An 18007-nucleotide genomic window follows, 5' to 3' on the forward strand; every position below is an offset into this window, starting at 1 on the left:
GGTTATCCGCGGCCGGCGGCCTTCTGAGACCTTCGCGACACCGAGTCGATGACGACGGCGCCGAGCAGAACACCACCGGTGATCATGTACTGGATCGAGGCGTTCATGTTCAGCAGGTCGAGACCGGTCGTGATGGACTGGATGACCAGCATGCCCAGGAGGGCGGACCACACCGAACCGCGGCCACCGAAGAGGCTGGTACCACCGATGACGGCCGCCGCGATGGCGAGCATCAGGGTGTTGCCGCCGCCGGCGCTGAGCGTGGCGCTCGCGGTCTGGCCGGCGAAGAACATACCGCCGATCGCGGCGAAACCGCCGGAGATGGCGAACACGGTGATCCGGACCATCGGCACACTGATACCGGCACGGCGCGCGGCCTCGATGCCGCCGCCCACCGCGAAGACCTGACGGCCGTACGTGGTGCGGCGCAGCACGAAGTCGACGACCACCAGCGCCGCCAGGAAGATCACCAGCGAGTTGGAGACACCCGAGGCGTTGTTCAGCACGGCGGCGGCCACGAACGCCGCGACGGCGAGCGCGCCGACGCGCACCAGGATCTCGGCGGTCGGCCGGAAGGGCACACCAGCGGCCTTGCGGCGCCGCTGCTCGCTGAAGTTGCCGACGAGGGTCAGCACGACGGCGAGGCCGGCCAGCAGGTAGGCGCCGATGATGGCCTGGTCCATGAAGAACGAGCTCTGGCCGAACAGATGGATCGGGCCCGAGTCGGACGGGATGTTGATGGTGCCGCTGGAGCCCAGCAGCCACAGCATCAGACCGTTCCAGCCCAGCAGACCCGCCAGGGTGACGACGAACGCCGGTACCCCGATCTTGGCGAAGAACCAGCCGTGCAGCGCGCCGATGGCGACACCGGTGATGATCGCCAGGACGAGCGCCAGCCAGACGTTCATGCCGTGGTTGACCACCCACACCGCGAACAGCGTGGAGGCCAGACCGCTGACGGAACCGACCGACAGGTCGATCTCGCCGAGCAGCAGCACGAACACCAGGCCGATGGCGATCATGCCGGTGGCCGAGAGGTAGTAGCTGATGTTGGAGAGGTTGTCGGCGCTCAGGAAGCGGTCGTTCTTGAACTGGAAGATCGCCCAGATGACGATCAGGCCGACGACGACCGGCAGCGAGCCCAGCTCACCGCCCTTGACCTTGCGGGTGAACTCGGTCCAGTAGCCCTTGAAGCCCTCTTCGCGGACCAGCAGCCGGGGGTCGACGACCGAGACCGGCGCGGCGGTGGGGTCGTCGGAGGGGGCAACCGTTGTCTGGGGTGCCTGGTCCTCCGCCGTTTCCGCCTTGGAAACCTTCGACGTGTCGCTCACTTTGCCGCCTCCGCGTTGCGACGTCCCGCACGACGGGTGACGGCGTTGTCCGTCGCACCCGTGATCGCGGAGATGATTTCTTCCTGACTGGTGTCCTTCACCGAGAAGGAGCCGTTGTTCTTGCCCAGGCGCAGCACGGCGACGGTGTCGGCGACCGCCTTGACGTCGGCCATGTTGTGGCTGATGAGGATCACGGCGAGGTTGCGCTCGCGCAGCCGCTCGACCAGGTCGAGGACCTGCGCGGTCTGCTCGACGCCGAGAGCCGCGGTGGGCTCGTCCAGGATCACGACCTTGGGGTCGCCGATCAGGGCGCGCGCGATGGCGACGACCTGACGCTGACCGCCGGAGAGGCTCGCGATCGGGATGCGGACGCTCGGGATGCGGATGGAGAGCGTGTTCAGCAGCTCACGCGAGTTCTTCTCCATCGTGACCTCGTCGATGACGCCGCGGCGCAGCAGCTCGCGTCCGAGGTACAGGTTGCCGACCACGTCGAGGTTGTCGCACAGGGCGAGGTCCTGGTAGACCGTCGCGACGCCGAGTCCCTGGGCGTCGTGGGGCTTGTTGATGCTGACCGGCTTGCCGTCCCACTCGATGACGCCCTCATCAATGGGGTGCACGCCGGCGATCGTCTTGACCAGCGTGGACTTTCCTGCGCCGTTGTCGCCGACCAGGGCGACCACTTCTCCGGCGTGGACCTCCAGCTCTACGTCGGTGAGGGCCTGGACCGCACCGAACCGCTTGGAGACTCCGCGCAACGCCAGCACGGGCGTAGCGGACACGTGAACCATCTCCTTCGCCGCCTGACCGGCGGGGATGCCGCGCTTGGGGTAAGGCGCGGAAGGTTGTGCTTTCAGCACTCGTGGGACGAGTTGCGCCGTAAGCACTGATTAATAAGTCGAACATGCGCGCGGCCGGTGCCCTTTGGCAACGGCTGCGTCCGCCATGCTTCCGTCCGGCGCCCGCCCCGCAGCGGGGTATGAAGGCGGTGCGGGCACCGGACAGGCCTTGTGCCTGCCGCCGGGGCGGGTCCCGTGCGGGACGCGCCCCGAGGGGCAGGGTGTCTTACTGGAGGCCGGCCTTCTTGCACGCGGCGGCGTAGTCCGCGGTGCAGATCTGGGCGACGGTGTAGAGACCGTCCTTGACGACCGTGTCCTTGATGTTCTTGACGGTCACGGAGACGGGGGTCAGCAGCTTCGCCTGGACCTTGTCGCCGGAGCCGCTGGTGACCTCGGTGTCGGCCAGGGACTTGATGTCCTTGCCCTGGAGGAGGTTGACCGCGAGCTCGGCGGCGTTGTCGGCCTCCGGCTTGTAGGCCTTGTAGACCGTGGCGGACTGGGTGCCGGCGACGATCCGCTGGATGGCGGCGAGCTCGGCGTCCTGACCGGTCAGCGGGATGTTGCTGATGCCCGCACCCTTGAGGGTGTTGGCGATACCACCGGCCATGCCGTCGTTGGCGGCGTAGACGCCCGCGATGTTCTTGGCGCCCAGCTGGGTGATGGCGGCCGACATCTTCTGCGCGGCGACGGTGTCCTTCCAGAGGCCCGACTGCTCGTAGGCGATCTTGACCTTGCCGTCGAGGACCTTGTGCGCGCCTTCCTTGAACTGCGCGGCGTTCGGGTCGGCGTCGTCACCGTTGATCATGACGACGTTGGCCTTGGGGGTCGCCTTGGAGCCGAGGGCGTCGAGCAGGGCCTGGCCCTGGAGCTCGCCGACCTTGACGTTGTCGAAGGAGACGTACGCGGAGACCGGGCCCTGGGCCAGACGGTCGTACGCGACGACCTTGACGCCCTTGCTCACCGCGGAGGCGATGGAGGACTTGATGGCGGCGGAGTCCTGGGCGGAGATCACGATGACCTTGACGCCCTTGGTGACCATGCTGCTCATCTGCTGAGCCTGCTTGGCCGGGTCGGCCGCGGCGTTGGCGTAGGAGACGGTGCAGTCGCTGCACAGCTCCTTGACCTTGGCCTCGAAGTACGGCTTGTCGAACTTCTCGTACCGCGCGGTGACGTTGTCGGGCAGGAGCAGACCGATCGACTTGCTGCCGGAGCCCGAGCTGCTGCTGTCGCTGGTCTTGTCGTCGCCCGCCTTGCCACAGGCCGCGACCGAGACGGCGAGCCCGGAGATGGCGACGGATACGGCCACACGACGCATGAGCGTGTTCACTTGAGAAACCTCCCTGACGAGGCCGCGTCGTTGCGGCCGAGGTGGCTGGAAGTCAACTCGGCCACACGTGCGACGTCAAGAAGTAAATACTTAACGAGATGGCAACGGCGTCCTGCGTTCTCTAAGTGAAGGCAGGTGTCGCTGCGTGCAGCGTGCTGTCCAAAAGGGTCGAATCACCCATCTCGCTGAGCGCGAGGGCGAGTGCTCCGAGCACCTCCGCACGGCCGCCAAGTGCCCCTGGAAGCACGGACAGTTGACGGGCCGCACTGGGGATCGCATAGCGGCCGACAGACTCCCGGATCGGCCCGAGCACCAGCTCACCGGCCTCGGCGAGATCACCGCCCAGGACCACTCGGCTCGGGTTCAGCAAGTTGCAGAGATTGGCGACTCCACTGCCGATGTGTCGGCCGACGTCGGCGATCACCCGACGGCAACCAGGGTCTCCGTCCCGCGCCAGCCTCACCACGCCCTCCATGGTCAGGTCGGTGCCGTGACTGGACTGGAGGAGCGGGAGCACATAGCGCGCCGCCGCGAAGGTCTCCAGGCAGCCGCGGTTGCCGCAACGGCAGACGGGGCCGGATTCATCAAGAGTAATATGCCCGATTTCTCCCGCTGTGCCACCCGGGCCACGGTAGATCTTGCCGCTGATCACCAGTCCGGCGCCCACACCGCTCGCGACCTTGATGTACGCCAGGTCCCTGACCCCCCGGCCACTGCCCCACACCAGCTCGCCGAGGGCACCGAGGTTGGCGTCGTTGTCCACGTGGACGGGCACGCCGAGGCGGCCCTGGAGCTCCTCGGCGGGCTTGGTGCCGATCCAGCCCGGCAGGATGGCGGAGGAGCCCAGGGAGCCGGATTCCAGGTCGATGGGGCCCGGCACGCCGAGACCCACCCCGGCGATCTTCGTGCGGTCCACGCCGGTCGCCTCGATCAGCCGGTTGACCAGCTGTTCCGCCCGGTCGAAGCCCTGCGGCGCGGAGGCGTCCACGTCCAGCGGTTCGGACTCCTCGGCGAGCACCTGATGGGCGAGGTTCCCGACCGCGACGCGCAAATGGGTGTGCCCGAAGTCCACCCCTATGACGATGCCGGCGTCCCCGCTCAGGGAGACCGCGCGCGCCCGTCGGCCACCCGCCGACGTGGGCGTGACCTCGACGGTTCCGCCGTCCTTGAGCTCGCGGACGATGTTGGAGACGGTCGCGGCGGACAGTCCCGTGGTCCGGGCGATCTCCGCTTGCGTGAGCGACCCGGCCAGCCGGACGGCCCGCACGACGCGCTCCAGGTTGGCTCGGTGCAGCGACGACTGCGACCCCGGAGTCTCCACGACGACCTCCTGCGCGCGGGACCGCAGCGATGAGGCCCCGTCTATGTCCAACTAGTGAACTCTAAGCTGAGCCGTTCGGGTCGCCTCCCGTCAAGAGGTTGAACAGTTTCAGCGCTCCTGCCCATGCCGAAGGGGCGCCACCTCTTCAAGATCCGGATCTTGAAGAGGTGGCGCCCGCACGGGCAGCCCCGGAGCTACTTCAGGGCGCCCGCCGTCAGCCCTGCCACCACCTGTCGCTGGAAGATGATGTACGCCGCGAGGACCGGGAGCATGGCCATGACGAGGCCGGCGAACAGGCCCGACCAGTCGCCCTTGTAGCCCTGGCTGGCCGCGAGTTGCACCAGCCCCTGGGTCAGCACCCGCTTGTCCGGGTCGGTGTTGAGCACGGTCGGCAGCATGTACTGGTTCCACTGGCCGAGGAAGTTGAAGATGCCGACGCTGATCAGGCCGGGCTTGGCCATGGGCAGCATGATCTGGAAGAACGTCCGGCTGTGCGAGGCCCCGTCGACGAACGCCGCCTCCGCCACCGAGGTCGGCAGGGTACGGAAGAACGCGGTCAGGAAGAAGACCGTGAACGGCAGCGAGTAGGCGATGTAGACCAGGATCAGCCCGTGGATCGTGTTCAGCAGGCCCATGTTGTTCACGACGTAGAACAGCGGGACCAGCGCCAGCATGATCGGGAAGCTCATGCCGCCGATGAACAGGAAGTAGATGAATCGGTTGCCCGGGAAATCGAACCGGGCCAGTACGTAGGCGGCCATCGAGCCGAGCACCAGGGTGCCGATGAGCGAACCCGCCACCACCAGGATGGTGTTGAGGAAGTAGTCGCTCATGTTGGCGTCGGTCCAGGCCCGCGCCCAGTTGCCGAAGTGCAGCTTGCGCGGCAGCGCCCAGGGCGAGTTGAAGATGGAGCTGTCGTCCTTGAAGGACGTCATCACCGCCCACAGCAGCGGCATCACGACCATGAAGGCCCAGATGATCAGGACGCCGTGCGAGAAGACGTTGAGGACGTTTCCGTCCCGCTTGCGCTTCGCCGGCCGCTCGGCCGGCACGTCGATCTTGGACACGGTGGCTCCGGACTCGGCCGGCAAGGGGGCGGGGGTCTCGGTCGTCTTCATCGATCAGTACTCCAGCCGCTCGCGCCGACCCAGTCGCATCACCAGGGCGGCGAACGCCAGCGTGACGACGAGCAGGGCGACGCCGATGGTGGTGGCATAGGCGGCCTGGCCGTCACGGAACGCCTTCTGGTACACGTACAGGACCATGACGGTGGTCGAGTAGTCGGGACCGCCGGGGCCGGTCGTCATGATCTGTACGACCGCGAACGACTCGGCGCCGAGGGCGAGGATGCCCATGTAGATCCAGCCGGACTGCACGGTGTCCCACAGCAGCGGCAGGGTGATCCGGAAGAAGGTGCCGGCCCGCCCGGCCCCGTCGAGCAGCGCGGCCTCGTACAGGTCCGCCGGGATGGAGGCCATACCGGCGCTGAACAGGACCACGAAGAAACCGACCGTGGACCACACCAGCACCGCCATCACGGCCCACAGGGCGAGGTCCGGGTCGCCCAGCCACAGCGGCTGGATACTGTCGAGCCCGATTCCGCGCAGGATCGAGTTGATCGCCCCGCTGTCCGGGTTGTACGCGAAGGCGAACAGCAGGGCGACGATCGCGATCGAGAGGACCTGCGGGAAGAAGTACACGATCTTGTAGAAGGAGGAGCCCCGGACGCCGGTCACGACCGGGCCTCCCTTTCTCTTCCGTCCGCCGACATTGATCATGAAGGCGAAGAACAACGCCAGGCTGATCGTGATCAGCGGCAGCACGAGCGCGAAGATCAAGCTGTGCTGCAAGGACTTCCAGAAGATCTCGTCGTCCAGCATCCTCCGGTAGTTGTCCAGGCCGACCATCTTGAATTCGGGGCTCAGGCCCGTCCAGTCCGTGAACGAGTAGTAGATGGACTGGATGAACGGCCAGACCACGAATAGCGCGTACAGTCCCAGGGGCAGCGCCAGAAACCCCACGATGAACCGGTACTTGCCGTGCTGCATCGCCGCTCCGTTGCCGTTACTGGTGCTTGTAGTGCTTGATCGACGAGTCCTTCGCGGCCGCGTCGGCGAAGCCCTGGATCTTCTTGATGGCCTCCGCCGGGGTGAGCCGTCCCGCCATCATCTCGCCGAGACCCGCCACCCCGATCTGCTCCTTCTGGAGCTGGACGTACCAGTCCTGGAGACGGGGGTTCAGGACGTTGTCCCCGGCCAGTTCCAGCGCCGCCACACCGGACTTGAGGCCCGGGGTGAGCGTGATGCCGTCGGTGCCGCCGTTGTAGGCGGTCAGCGACTTGACCTTGGAGGTGAAGTTCTTCGAGGACGCCTCGCTGAGCATGATGCGCAGCTGCTCCATGCCGCCCGCGGTGTTCTTCGCCTTGGCCGGGACGATGAAGGGCTCACCGCCGGAGGCCCAGATGGTGCCGAAGGGCATCTTGTCGGAGGAGTCGATGCCGGTGGGCGCGGAGACGGCCAGGTTGAAATCGGCCGGGATGACGTTCGCCGACTCGTTCTCGACCCAGGAGCCGTTCGGGATGAACAGCGCCTTGCCCTGGGCCCACGCGGTCTGCGACTGGATGTGGTCGAGACCGGGCGTGCCCTTGAGGATGTAGCCCTTCTTGTAGAGCTCGTAGTAGGCGTCGAAACACGCCTTGACCGCCGGGTTCTTCCAGGCGTTCGGCTCCAGGTTGTCGATCGCGTCGAGGACCTCACGGCCGCCGACCTTGCCGATCATCGGGTACAGCGAGAAGGGGATGTAGTACGGGTACTTGCCCGCGTACGTCCAGCCCGCCATGCCCTTCTTCTTCGCCTTCTCGCACACGGCGAGCATTTCGTCCCAGGTCTTCGGGTACTCGGCGTCGAGCGATTCGAGGGCCTTCTGGGAGTACCAGACGCCGTAGACCGTGTACGCGTAGTACATGATCCACACAGGGTCGCCGTCGAACTGGCCCATCTCCACGATGCCGGGACGCAGGGTGTCGCGGACCTTCTTGTTCGGGTCGTCGTACGACGGCGCGTCCAGCAGCGGGGTGAGATCGGCGAGCTGGTTCTTGCCGACCAGGACGCCCATGTCCATCTGCTCGGCGCCGGAGTTGTCGATGAGGTCCGGCGGGGTGCCCTGGTTGAAGCGGGGCTGGAGGGTGGACTGGATCTTCTGGGTGGCGGAGAACTTCACCTTGGCCTTGGGGAAGTTCTTCTCGTAGATCTTCACGGCGTCCTCGGCGTACTCCTTGCCGAAACCGCCGTCGAACAGGACGAATTCCATCTGCGCGGTGTCGTTGACGGCGAGGGGGTTCTTCGCCGTCTTCTTGCCCGCTTTGGCTTTGTCGCCGCTGTCGTCGCCGCCGCTGCTGGCGCAGGCGGACAGAAAGCTCATGGTGGGAACGGAGATCAGACCGAGTGCGGCCGACCGCTTGATCAGATCGCGCCGGCCTACGCCCGCGCTGCCGTTCGTGCTGTTCTCGGCGGAAGTGGATCCCATGCTCAAGTCCTCGCCTTCTCCAGGACTCAGGCGGTGAACCGGATCCTCCCCGGCACCGCGGTCAGGTCAAGCAGGTTCGTGCAAGAGGTTCGTGCGAGTGGGGTGAATCGCCGACAGGTATAGTCCACTTCCCGCCGACGGAGCAAGATCGAATGCAAGGTTGGCCATGGGTGTTTTCGAGTTGAGACCTCGCGGAAATGTGAGCGCCCTGTGCGAGACTTGCCGGAAAAATCCGCGACATAGACCTCGAATGCCGCAGCCAACACCCTTGACACCACTGTCCACTTGGGCCCCTACTGATCCTTGCACGGATTGCCTGACAACGTTGTCCATCCTTGTGCAGGAGGGTACTCGACCATGGCCCGGAACAGAACTCGGCTCAGACGGAGTACGGCGGTCGTTCTCACGGCCGCCTTTTGCGTGACCGTCGGCTCCCAGGGCGCGGCGGTCGCCCTGCCCAAGGCCCCCGCCCCGGCCGACCAGGAGTTCCACTCCTCCTTCGAGGCCGGCGACCCGGCCCCCGACTGGACCAGCACGGTCGACGCCGGCAGGTCCTCCGGCGTCGACGGCGGCTACCGTACCGGCATCCCCGGCAATGTCACCGACCGTGTCACGGACATCCGGGCGAGCGCCGAGAACACCTCCGGCGGCGAGGTGAAGGAGAACCTCGCGGACAGCGAACCGGGCACCAAGTGGCTGGCCTTCGCGTCCACGGGCTGGGCGGAGTTCGACCTGGACAAGCCGGTGAAGGCGGTCACCTACGCGCTGACCTCGGCCAACGACTTCGCCGAGCGCGACCCGAGGGACTGGACCCTCAAGGGCTCCACGGACGGCAAGGACTGGAAGACCCTCGACACCCGTGCCGACCAGACCTTCGGCGAGCGGTTCCAGACCAGGTCGTACGACATCCCCGCCGACGCCGTCGCCGAGTACCAGCACTTCCGGCTGGAGATCACGAAGAACAACGGCGCCTCCGGGATCATCCAGCTCGCCGACCTCCAGATCTCCACGGGCGGGAACGAGGGGCCGGTGCCCCCGGACATGCTCTCCCTCGTCGACCACGGCCCGACCGGATCGCCCACCGCGAAGGCCGCCGCGGGATTCACCGGAAAGAAGGCCCTGCGTTACGCCGGACGGCACACGGCCCAGGGACGGGCGTACTCGTACAACAAGATCTTCGACGTGAACGTGACGGTCGACCGGCTGACCCGGCTGTCGTACCGGATCTACCCGTCGATGGTGGACGGCGACCGGGACTACGACTCGACGAACGTCTCCGTGGACCTGGCCTTCACCGACGGCACCTTCCTCAGCCGCCTCGGGGCGCGTGACCAGCACGGATTCCCGCTCTCACCGCAGGGGCAGGGCGCGTCGAAGGCGCTGTACGTCAACCAGTGGAACCAGGTGGCCGCACGGATCGGGTCGGTCGCGGCCGGCAAGACCGTCGACCGGATCCTCGTCGGCTACGACTCCCCCGCCGGGCCGGCGAAGTTCCGGGGCTGGCTGGACGACGTGACGCTGGAACGGGCCGCGCCGGAGCAGCCGAAGGCGCATCTGTCGGACTACGCGCTCACCACCCGCGGCACCAACTCCAGCGGCGCCTTCTCGCGCGGCAACAACTTCCCGGCGACGGCCGTGCCGCACGGCTTCAACTTCTGGACGCCGGTGACCAACGCGGGTTCGCTGAGCTGGCTCTACGACTACGCACGCGCGAACAACGAGGACAACCTGCCGACGATCCAGGCGTTCAGCGCGAGCCACGAGCCGAGCCCCTGGATGGGCGACCGGCAGACCTTCCAGGTGATGCCGTCGACCGCCACCGGCACGCCGGCCACCGGCCGGGAGGCGCGTGAGCTGGCCTTCCGGCACGAGAACGAGACCGCGCGGCCGTACTACTACGGGGTGCGGTTCGAGAACGGGCTGAAGGCGGAGATGGCGCCGACGGACCACGCGGCGGTGCTGCGCTTCAGCTACCCGGGCGACGACGCGAGTGTCCTCTTCGACAACGTCACGGACCAGGCGGGACTCACGCTCGACAAGGACAGCGGGACCTTCACGGGCTACTCGGACGTGAAGTCCGGCCTGTCGACGGGAGCGACCCGGCTGTTCGTCTACGGGGTGTTTGACAAGCCGGCGGTGGACGGGGCGTCGAGCGGAGTCAAGGGATACCTGCGCTTCGACGACAGGACCGTCACCCTGCGCATCGCCACCTCCCTCATCAGTCTCGACCAGGCCAAGGACAACCTGCGCCAGGAGATCCCGGACGGCACCTCCTTCGACGACGTGAAGGGGGCCGCTCAGCGCGCCTGGGACCGGATCCTCGGCAAGGTCGAGGTGGAGGGCGCCGGCGAGGACCAGCTGACCACGCTGTACTCCAGCCTGTACCGGCTGTACCTGTACCCCAACTCCGGTTTCGAGAAGGTGGGTTCGAAGTACCAGTACGCCTCGCCGTTCTCGCCGATGCCGTCCCAGGACACCCCGACGCACACCGGGGCGAAGATCGTGGACGGCAAGGTGTACGTCAACAACGGCTTCTGGGACACCTATCGGACGACCTGGCCGGCGTACTCGCTGCTGACGCCCTCTCAGGCGGGCGAGATGGTCGACGGGTTCGTCCAGCAGTACAAGGACGGCGGCTGGACCTCGCGCTGGTCCTCGCCCGGCTACGCGGACCTGATGACCGGCACCTCCTCGGACGTGGCCTTCGCGGACGCGTACGTCAAGGGCGTCGACTTCGACGCGAAGTCGGCGTACGAGGCGGCCCTGAAGAACGCCACGGTCGCACCCCCGTCCTCCGGCGTGGGCCGCAAGGGCATGCAGACCTCGCCCTTCCTCGGCTACACCAGCACCGACACCCACGAGGGCCTGTCCTGGGCTCTGGAGGGCTACCTCAACGACTACGGCATCGCACGGATGGGCCGGGCGCTCTACGCGAAGACGGGAGACAGGCGCTACCGGGAGGAGTCGGAGTACTTCCTCAACCGGGCCCAGGACTACGTGAACCTCTTCGACGCGAAGGCGGGCTTCTTCCAGGGCCGTGACGCCGACGGCAAGTGGCGGGTGGATTCGCCGAGTTACGACCCTCGCGTGTGGGGCTACGACTACACCGAGACCAACGGCTGGGGGTACGCCTTCACCGCCCCGCAGGACACCCGGGGGCTCGCCAACCTGTACGGCGGACGTGCGGGGTTGGCCGAGAAGCTGGACACGTACTTCTCGACGCCGGAGACGGCCTCGCCCGACTTCGTCGGCTCCTACGGCGGTGTCATCCACGAGATGACGGAGGCGCGGGACGTCCGGATGGGTATGTACGGGCACTCCAACCAGGTCGCCCACCACGTCACCTACATGTACGACGCCGCCGGTCAGCCCTGGAAGACCCAGAAGAACGTGCGTGAGGTGCTGTCGCGGCTGTACGTCGGCAGCGAGACCGGGCAGGGCTACCACGGTGACGAGGACAACGGCGAGCAGTCGGCCTGGTACCTGTTCTCGGCGCTGGGCTTCTACCCGTTGGTGATGGGCAGCGGCGAATACGCCGTCGGGTCACCGCTGTTCACCAAGGCGACGGTCCATCTGGAGAACGGCCGGGACCTGGTGGTCAGGGCGCCGGAGAACAGCGCGCGGAACGTGTACGTGCAGGGGCTGAAGGTCAACGGCAAGCCGTGGACGTCGACTTCACTCCCCCACTCGGTGCTGGCCAAGGGGGCCGTCCTGGACTTCGCCATGGGTCCGAAGCCGTCGAAGTGGGGCACGGGGAAGAACGCGGCGCCGGTGTCGATCACCCAGGACGACGAGGTGCCGACGCCTCGTGCGGACGTGCTGTCCGGTGACGGGGCCCTGTTCGACAACACCTCGGCGACGGACGCGACCGTGACCTCGGTCGACCTTCCGGTGTCCGGCGAGGTCAAGGGGGCCCAGTACACGCTCACTTCGTCGCCGGACCACGCGAAGGCGCCGACCGGCTGGACACTCCAGGGCTCGGCCGACGGCAGCACATGGAAGACCCTCGACCGACGCTCCGGTGAGCCCTTCGCATGGGACCGGCAGACACGGGCGTTCACCGTGAGGTCTCCGGGTACGTACGGGAAGTACCGTCTGGTGCTCGACGGCGAGGCGGTCCTGTCGGAGGTCGAACTGCTCGGCTGAGCAACGGCGTTGGGGGTCCCATGCAGGGTGTCGATCCGGCCTGGCTGGCGGACGGTGCGTTCCGGCCGATCGGCACCCGGCGGACCCTGATCCGCGGCACGGGCCCGCTGGTGGACACGGTCCGCGGGGAGGTGACGGAGGCCTGCGCCCGGTTCGGGGGCGCGGTCGTCCAGGACGACCCCGACCTCGTGCTGGAGCTGACCGGCGACGACGGCGGCGAGGGGTTCACCTACGGTCGCCGTGACGGCTGTACGACCGTCACGGCGACCGGCGCGCGCGGCTTGCTGTACGGCTTCTTCCATGTCGTACGACTCGGGGAGGCCGCCTTCCTCGGAGAGGCCGAACTCCAGTTACACCGGCCGGAGTTGGCGCTGCGGATGCTCGACCACTGGGACAACGTGGCCGTGCACCCGGTCATGGGCCAGGTGGAGCGCGGGTACGCGGGCGGGTCGCTGTTCTGGGCGGACGGACGGGCTCGCGGGGATCTGGAGCGGGTCCGGGCGTACGGCAGGCTGCTGGCGGCCTGCGGGATCAACGCGGTGGCCGTGAACAACGTCAACGTGCACGCGGCGGAGGCCCGGCTGCTGACCGACCGGATCGGTGAAGTGGCGGACATCGCGGGCGCGTTGCGGCCGTACGGCATCCGCACGCATCTGTCGGTGACCTTCGCCGCGCCGGTCGTCCTGGGCGGGCTGGAGACGGCCGACCCTCTCGACGCCGAGGTCCGGAGGTGGTGGGCCATGGCAGCAGCCCAGGTGTACGCGGTGATCCCCGACTTCGGCGGGTTCGTCGTGAAGGCGGACTCGGAGGGGCAGCCGGGGCCGTTCGCGTACGGGCGCAGCCATGCGGACGGGGCGAACATGCTCGCCGCCGCCCTCGCCCCGCACGGCGGCACCGTTCACTGGCGGGCCTTCGTCTACGACCACCGCCAGGACTGGCGGGACCGCTCCACGGACCGGGCGCGGGCCGCGTACGACCATTTCGTGCCGCTGGACGGGGAGTTCGCGGACAACGCCGTCCTCCAGGTCAAGCACGGCCCGATGGACTTCCAGGTGCGGGAGCCGGTCTCACCGCTGATCGGGGCGATGCCGGGGACCCGCCTTGCGGTGGAGCTCCAGGCCACGCAGGAGTACACCGGGCAGCAGCGGCACGTGTGCTGGCTGGGGCCGATGTGGAGCGAGGTCCTGCGGTGCGAGATCGCCGAGGGGTCCCCCGTGGGCGCGCTGGCGCGCGGGGGGCTCGTCGCCGTGTCCAACGTCGGGGACGACCCGTTCTGGACGGGGCATCCGCTGGCCCAGGCGAATCTGTACACGTTCGGGCGGCTGGCCTGGGAGCCGGGCGCCGATCCGCACCGGATCCTCGACGAGTGGATCCTGCTCAGCTTCGGGGCGGGGCCCGGGTCGGGTCCTGCGGCGGGCCTGCGCTCGATCCTGGACGGTTCCTGGCGGACGTACGAGAAGTACACCGCTCCGCTCGGGGTGGGCTTCATGGTGCAGCCGGGGCACCACTACGGTCCGAGTGTCGACGGCTACGAGTACAGCCCGTGGGGCACCTATCACTTCGCCGACCGGGACGGCGTCGGTGTGGACCGGAGCGTGGCGAGCGGGACCGGGTACGCCGGGCAGTACGCCAAGCCGTGGGCCGAGCTGTACGAGTCTCCCGGGACATGCCCGGACGAGCTGCTGCTGTTCTTCCACCACGTGTCGTACGACCACGTGCTGAAGAGCGGCAAGACGGTGGTCCAGCACATCTACGACACCCACTTCGAAGGCGTGGCGGAGGTGGAGACGGCCCGGGAGGTGTGGGGTTCGCTGGTGGGGTTCGTGGACCCGGCACGCCATGCGCGGGTGGCGGAGCGGTTCGAGGAGCAGCTCCGCAGTGCCCGCGAGTGGCGCGATCAGGTCAACAGCTACTTCTTCCGGAAGTCCGGGGTGCCGGACGAGCGGGGGCGGACGATCTACTGAAGGCGCAGGAGGGCCACGCCGAGCGGGTCGAGGCGCAGGGGCTTCTCGGCTTCGACCTGCCGGCCGGTGAGCTGGTCGGTGGCGTGGGTGCGAGCCGTCAAGTGGGGCGGCTCGGTGGTGCGGTTGAGAAGAGAGGAGCCGGATACCGTCGGGAGCGACCCGGGTCGCCGTCTCCAGGCCCTCGTACCCGGCGTACGGGCCGACGAGGTCGAGGCGGGCCAGGACGCGACGCACGACCTGCTTCACACCGGGCTGGTCGAGGGCAGTGGCGACGTTGCGGGTCACGGCGGGGGTTCTCGCGCAGAAGGCGGAGCCGTACGGGGCGACCGCCTCGGGCTCCCCTCAGCTGCACGATCTCGACGACCAGCCGGCCCTGTGAGGCCGGCTCCGGCACGGGCCGGGTGAACTCCGGTGGACGGGCGTCCCATTGGCCGACGCGGATGGCCATGAGGGGGCGAGCGGGCCGGGGGTGTCGGTGAGGAAGACGCGGTCGTGGGCGTCGGCGTGGCCGGAGTCGATGCCGGCCGTGTCGAACAGGCGGTGGGCCGCCGCCCGGATCTCCTGCGGCTACTGCTCGGGGTTGCAGTCGCCGCCGTAGGGGATCTTGGGGCTCGACGGGGTCATGCGGTGAAGTTCTCCTGGGTCTCGGCGATCACCGGGCGGCTGCTGTGCAGCAGGGACAGCAGCAAGGGGGCGGCGAGCAGGGCGGGCAGGGCCTCGGTGAGCACGGCGGTCCCGGCGGCGGTCAGGACGAGCAGTGAGGCGGCGCCGAGGGTGGCCCGGACGTGCCGGAACAGGAAGTAGGCGGCGAGGCGGGCGGTGTCCCGGGCCCGGAACGCGAACAGGGCGGTGAGGACGAGTGCGTGGGCGCCCCACAGGAGGGAGCCGGCGCCGACGGCCGCGAGCAGGACCGCCCACCAGCCGGGCAGGCCGGTGGCCGGGAAGTGGGTGAGCGTGAAGGCGATGACCGTGAGCCAGGCCAGCAGCGGGGTCCAGAGTCTCAGGGCGGGGACGGCGTTGAGCCGCCAGCCTCGCCAGTAGGCCCGCGCCGGGTGGAGGTCGGTCAGGTCGTGGTCGCGGTGGTGGAGGGCGTACAGGGCGGCGGCGGTCGCCGGGCCGAGGGGCAGCATGCTGACGGCGGCGAGGGGCAGGTTCGCGGGGTCGGGGCCGACAAGGAGCAGCCCGGCGAGGCCGGGCGATGCGCTGACCAGCAGCAGGGCCTCGACGGTGAGGAGGGTGTGGACGAGGGCGGCAGCCCGGGAGAGGGAGCCATGGCCGAAGGCGACGGGGGTGCTCATGGGGTCTCCCCGGTCGGCAGATGGTGCGCGGCTCGGATGCCCTGGCGGTCGGCGTCCGCGCCGCCCCTGGGCGGGGGCTCGTTCCCGGTCCGGCTCACCTCGGTCGTTGTGGGTACGTCGGTCCGGGGTGGGCGGGGGCGGTCCTTCCACGGCCGGGCGGTGCGGGCGCTGCCGTACCCGTCGTCGGCCGTGGACCACTGGACGGAGGCCTCCGGCGCGCCCGCCCGCGGTGGGGACCGACGCGGTCGGCCTCGGCAGGGGGCTGGTCGCGGTCCCTCGCGGCTCGCGTCGACCGGCGTCCCGGCGAGGGTGGGCACCCGGGCGTCGGGAAGCCGGGTGGTTGAGTGGTCCGCGCCGCGCGCCAAGGGGGCGAAGTCGCCGGTGCGCCGGCCGGCCAGGTGGTCGACGCCGCGGACCAGCGGGGCGAAGCCACGGGCGAACGAGGCGGGGCCACGGACCGGCCAGTCGGCGTCGCGGGCCAACTGGGCGGCGGCGCCAGGTTCCGTTCGGCCGGTGCCGTCACGCCCGTGCCCGGCCGCGGAGAGGGGGCCGGGACGCTGCGCGGCGGCGCGGAGGCTCACCCGTTGTCCTTCTTGAAGCGTTCGTACGCCTTGTTGTGGAGGTCGACGAGCTGCTGCATGTTCTTCGCCTTCAGCTCGGCGAGGTGGGCGTCCCAGTCGGACATCGGGCGCTTGCCCAGCACGAACTGGAGGGTGTTCTGGATGGCGGTGTCCTTGAGCGGGGTGTCCCAGAGGGTCGCCTGCTCCTGCTCGAAGGACTGGAGCGGGTGGGCCGGGTCGACCGGCAGTTGCTTCCGCTGGGACATGACGTCCTGGAACTTCTTCTCGTCGGGGCTGAAGTTGGAGGAGACCAGCTCCCAGCTGCCGCCGTAGGTGAACACGCCGTTGAAGAAGCCGAAGTCCTTCTGGAGGTCCTTCGGGGCGTCCGGGTCGGAACCCATCAGGGAGATGCCGGGCTTCAGGGTGAACTTGCCGCCGGACTCGGTGTAAGTGACGCCCTTCACGCCCCACTTGGAGAACTTCTGGCCCTCGTCGGAGTACCAGAGCCAGTCCACGAACTGCATCATCGCGACGAAGTCGGAGCTCTTGAGGGCCTTGCTGGAGATCACGATGCCGTTCTCCAGGCGGACGCCGCTCAGCAGGATCGGTCCCGCGGGACCGAGCGGCACGGGGATCATCTCGATGGTCGAGCCCTTGACCTGCTTGCTCAGGTTGTAGCGGTAGTTCTGCACCAGCTCCTGCGAGTTGGCGCTGATCACGTACGACTTCTCGGCCAGCAGTTTCTGGATGGCCTGGTCGTCCTGCTGGGTGAAGCTCTCCGGGTCGAGGAGCTTCTCGGCGACGATCTTCCTGAGGTACTCGACCATCTGCCGGTAGGCGTCCTGCGCCGCTGTGAAGACGAACTTCTGCGCCGTGGTGTCGAAGCTGATGTTGTCGTAGTTCCAGCCCGCCTTGACGCCGTACGCCTGGCCGAGATAGCCGAACAACGCCCCGCAGGGGAAAGGGGTGTTGGTGCTCCAGCGGTCGGACCACGGGTACTTGTCCGGGTACTCCGCCTTGAGTGCTCTGAGGACGTCGTACACCTCGTCCCAGGTCGTGGGCAGGGTGAGGCCGTGCTTGTCGAGGACGTCCGTGCGGAAGGCCATCGAGTAGTTGGACTTGGGCCGCTCGTGCAGGCCGGGCAGCAGGTAGTACTCGCCGTCGGACTGGCGGATGGAGTCGAGTTCGGGCTCCAGCTTCCACTTCCTGACCTTGTCCCGGAAGTTGGGCATCAGCTGGACGTACTTGCTGACCGGCAGAATCGCGCCCGAGGACACGAAGGCGACCTCGCCGGGGTGGTAGGTCTTGGGGATGATGAACGGGGCGTCGCCCGCGCCGATGAGGACGCTGCGCTTCTTCTCGTAGTCGGCGAGCGGCACGTCGAGCGGCTTGATGGTGACCCCGGTGCGCCGGGTGACCTCCTTCCAGAACAGCCAGCTGTTCTTGAGGGGGTAGACCGGGTTGTCGTTGTGCAGCATCGAGAAGGACAGCGCCTTGGTCGCCTTGAACTGCTGTCCGGCGCGGTAGTCCTTCATCGCGCCGTCCTGCTTCTTCGACAGGTCCTTGGAGTCACCTCCGTCGTCCCCGCCGCCGCAGCCGGTGAGGGTGGCGAGGCCGGCGAAACCGGCGGCGGCCAGGATCTGACGCCGTGACAGCTCTCCTGCGTTCGGCATGGGAACTCCCTTGTTCCGTAGGTGAG

The 18007-nt window shown here is 68.2% G+C and carries 13 protein-coding genes; 2 read left to right on the forward strand and 11 right to left on the reverse strand.

The window, feature by feature from the left end; all coding sequences use genetic code 11:
• Positions 1 to 2 precede the first annotated feature (2 nt).
• From H295_RS0102595 to ngcE, 7 genes are all read right to left on the reverse strand, one after another.
• Positions 3 to 1331 carry a sugar ABC transporter permease gene (locus H295_RS0102595; protein ID WP_020133787.1) on the reverse strand — a complete coding sequence of 443 codons (1329 nt, stop codon included), beginning with the start codon at positions 1329 to 1331 and terminating at the stop codon, positions 3 to 5.
• A complete protein-coding gene (locus H295_RS0102600) occupies positions 1328 to 2119 on the reverse strand; it encodes an ATP-binding cassette domain-containing protein (protein ID WP_030313847.1) in 792 nt (263 codons plus the stop codon). The genes H295_RS0102595 and H295_RS0102600 overlap by 4 nt, the downstream gene beginning before the upstream one ends.
• Positions 2120 to 2393: 274 nt before the next feature.
• Positions 2394 to 3482 (reverse strand): sugar ABC transporter substrate-binding protein, encoded by a 1089-nt coding sequence (locus H295_RS0102605; protein WP_043216960.1) that lies wholly within the window; start codon positions 3480 to 3482, stop codon positions 2394 to 2396.
• A 133-nt stretch (positions 3483 to 3615) separates the two neighbouring features.
• A complete protein-coding gene (locus H295_RS0102610; protein WP_020133790.1) occupies positions 3616 to 4815 on the reverse strand; it encodes an ROK family transcriptional regulator in 1200 nt (399 codons plus the stop codon).
• 194 nt (positions 4816 to 5009) lie between these two features.
• Positions 5010 to 5933 carry a carbohydrate ABC transporter permease gene (locus tag H295_RS0102615; protein WP_020133791.1) on the reverse strand — a complete coding sequence of 308 codons (924 nt, stop codon included), beginning with the start codon at positions 5931 to 5933 and terminating at the stop codon, positions 5010 to 5012.
• A gap of 3 nt (positions 5934 to 5936) precedes the next feature.
• Positions 5937 to 6863, reverse strand: a complete 927-nt coding sequence (locus tag H295_RS0102620; RefSeq protein WP_020133792.1) for a carbohydrate ABC transporter permease — start codon at positions 6861 to 6863, stop codon at positions 5937 to 5939.
• A 16-nt stretch (positions 6864 to 6879) separates the two neighbouring features.
• Positions 6880 to 8340 (reverse strand): N-acetylglucosamine/diacetylchitobiose ABC transporter substrate-binding protein, encoded by a 1461-nt coding sequence (gene ngcE / locus H295_RS0102625; protein WP_020133793.1) that lies wholly within the window; start codon positions 8338 to 8340, stop codon positions 6880 to 6882.
• A gap of 420 nt (positions 8341 to 8760) precedes the next feature.
• Here ngcE and H295_RS0102630 point away from each other — a divergent pair, with 420 nt between their 5' ends.
• Both H295_RS0102630 and H295_RS0102635 read left to right on the forward strand, forming a co-directional pair.
• Complete coding sequence (locus H295_RS0102630) at positions 8761 to 12486, forward strand: GH92 family glycosyl hydrolase (RefSeq protein WP_020133794.1); 3726 nt, start codon at positions 8761 to 8763, stop codon at positions 12484 to 12486.
• A gap of 20 nt (positions 12487 to 12506) precedes the next feature.
• Complete coding sequence (locus H295_RS0102635) at positions 12507 to 14450, forward strand: alpha-glucuronidase (protein WP_020133795.1); 1944 nt, start codon at positions 12507 to 12509, stop codon at positions 14448 to 14450.
• On the opposite strand, the gene H295_RS48540 is transcribed toward H295_RS0102635, so the two are convergent.
• From H295_RS48540 to H295_RS0102660, 4 genes are all read right to left on the reverse strand, one after another.
• Entirely contained in the window at positions 14444 to 14551 is a 108-nt protein-coding gene (locus H295_RS48540; RefSeq protein WP_020133796.1) for a hypothetical protein, read from the reverse strand. The two genes, H295_RS0102635 and H295_RS48540, sit on opposite strands and share 7 nt — an antisense overlap.
• A gap of 519 nt (positions 14552 to 15070) precedes the next feature.
• A complete protein-coding gene (locus H295_RS0102650; RefSeq protein WP_020133798.1) occupies positions 15071 to 15748 on the reverse strand; it encodes a hypothetical protein in 678 nt (225 codons plus the stop codon).
• A complete protein-coding gene (locus H295_RS0102655; RefSeq protein ID WP_020133799.1) occupies positions 15745 to 16329 on the reverse strand; it encodes a hypothetical protein in 585 nt (194 codons plus the stop codon). The genes H295_RS0102650 and H295_RS0102655 overlap by 4 nt, the downstream gene beginning before the upstream one ends.
• Positions 16326 to 17981 carry an extracellular solute-binding protein gene (locus H295_RS0102660; protein ID WP_020133800.1) on the reverse strand — a complete coding sequence of 552 codons (1656 nt, stop codon included), beginning with the start codon at positions 17979 to 17981 and terminating at the stop codon, positions 16326 to 16328. Before H295_RS0102660 ends, H295_RS0102655 begins: the two co-directional genes overlap by 4 nt.
• Positions 17982 to 18007: the final 26 nt, after the last annotated feature.

The organism is Streptomyces sp. 351MFTsu5.1 (assembly GCF_000383655.1).
Lineage (GTDB): Bacteria > Actinomycetota > Actinomycetes > Streptomycetales > Streptomycetaceae > Streptomyces > Streptomyces griseorubiginosus.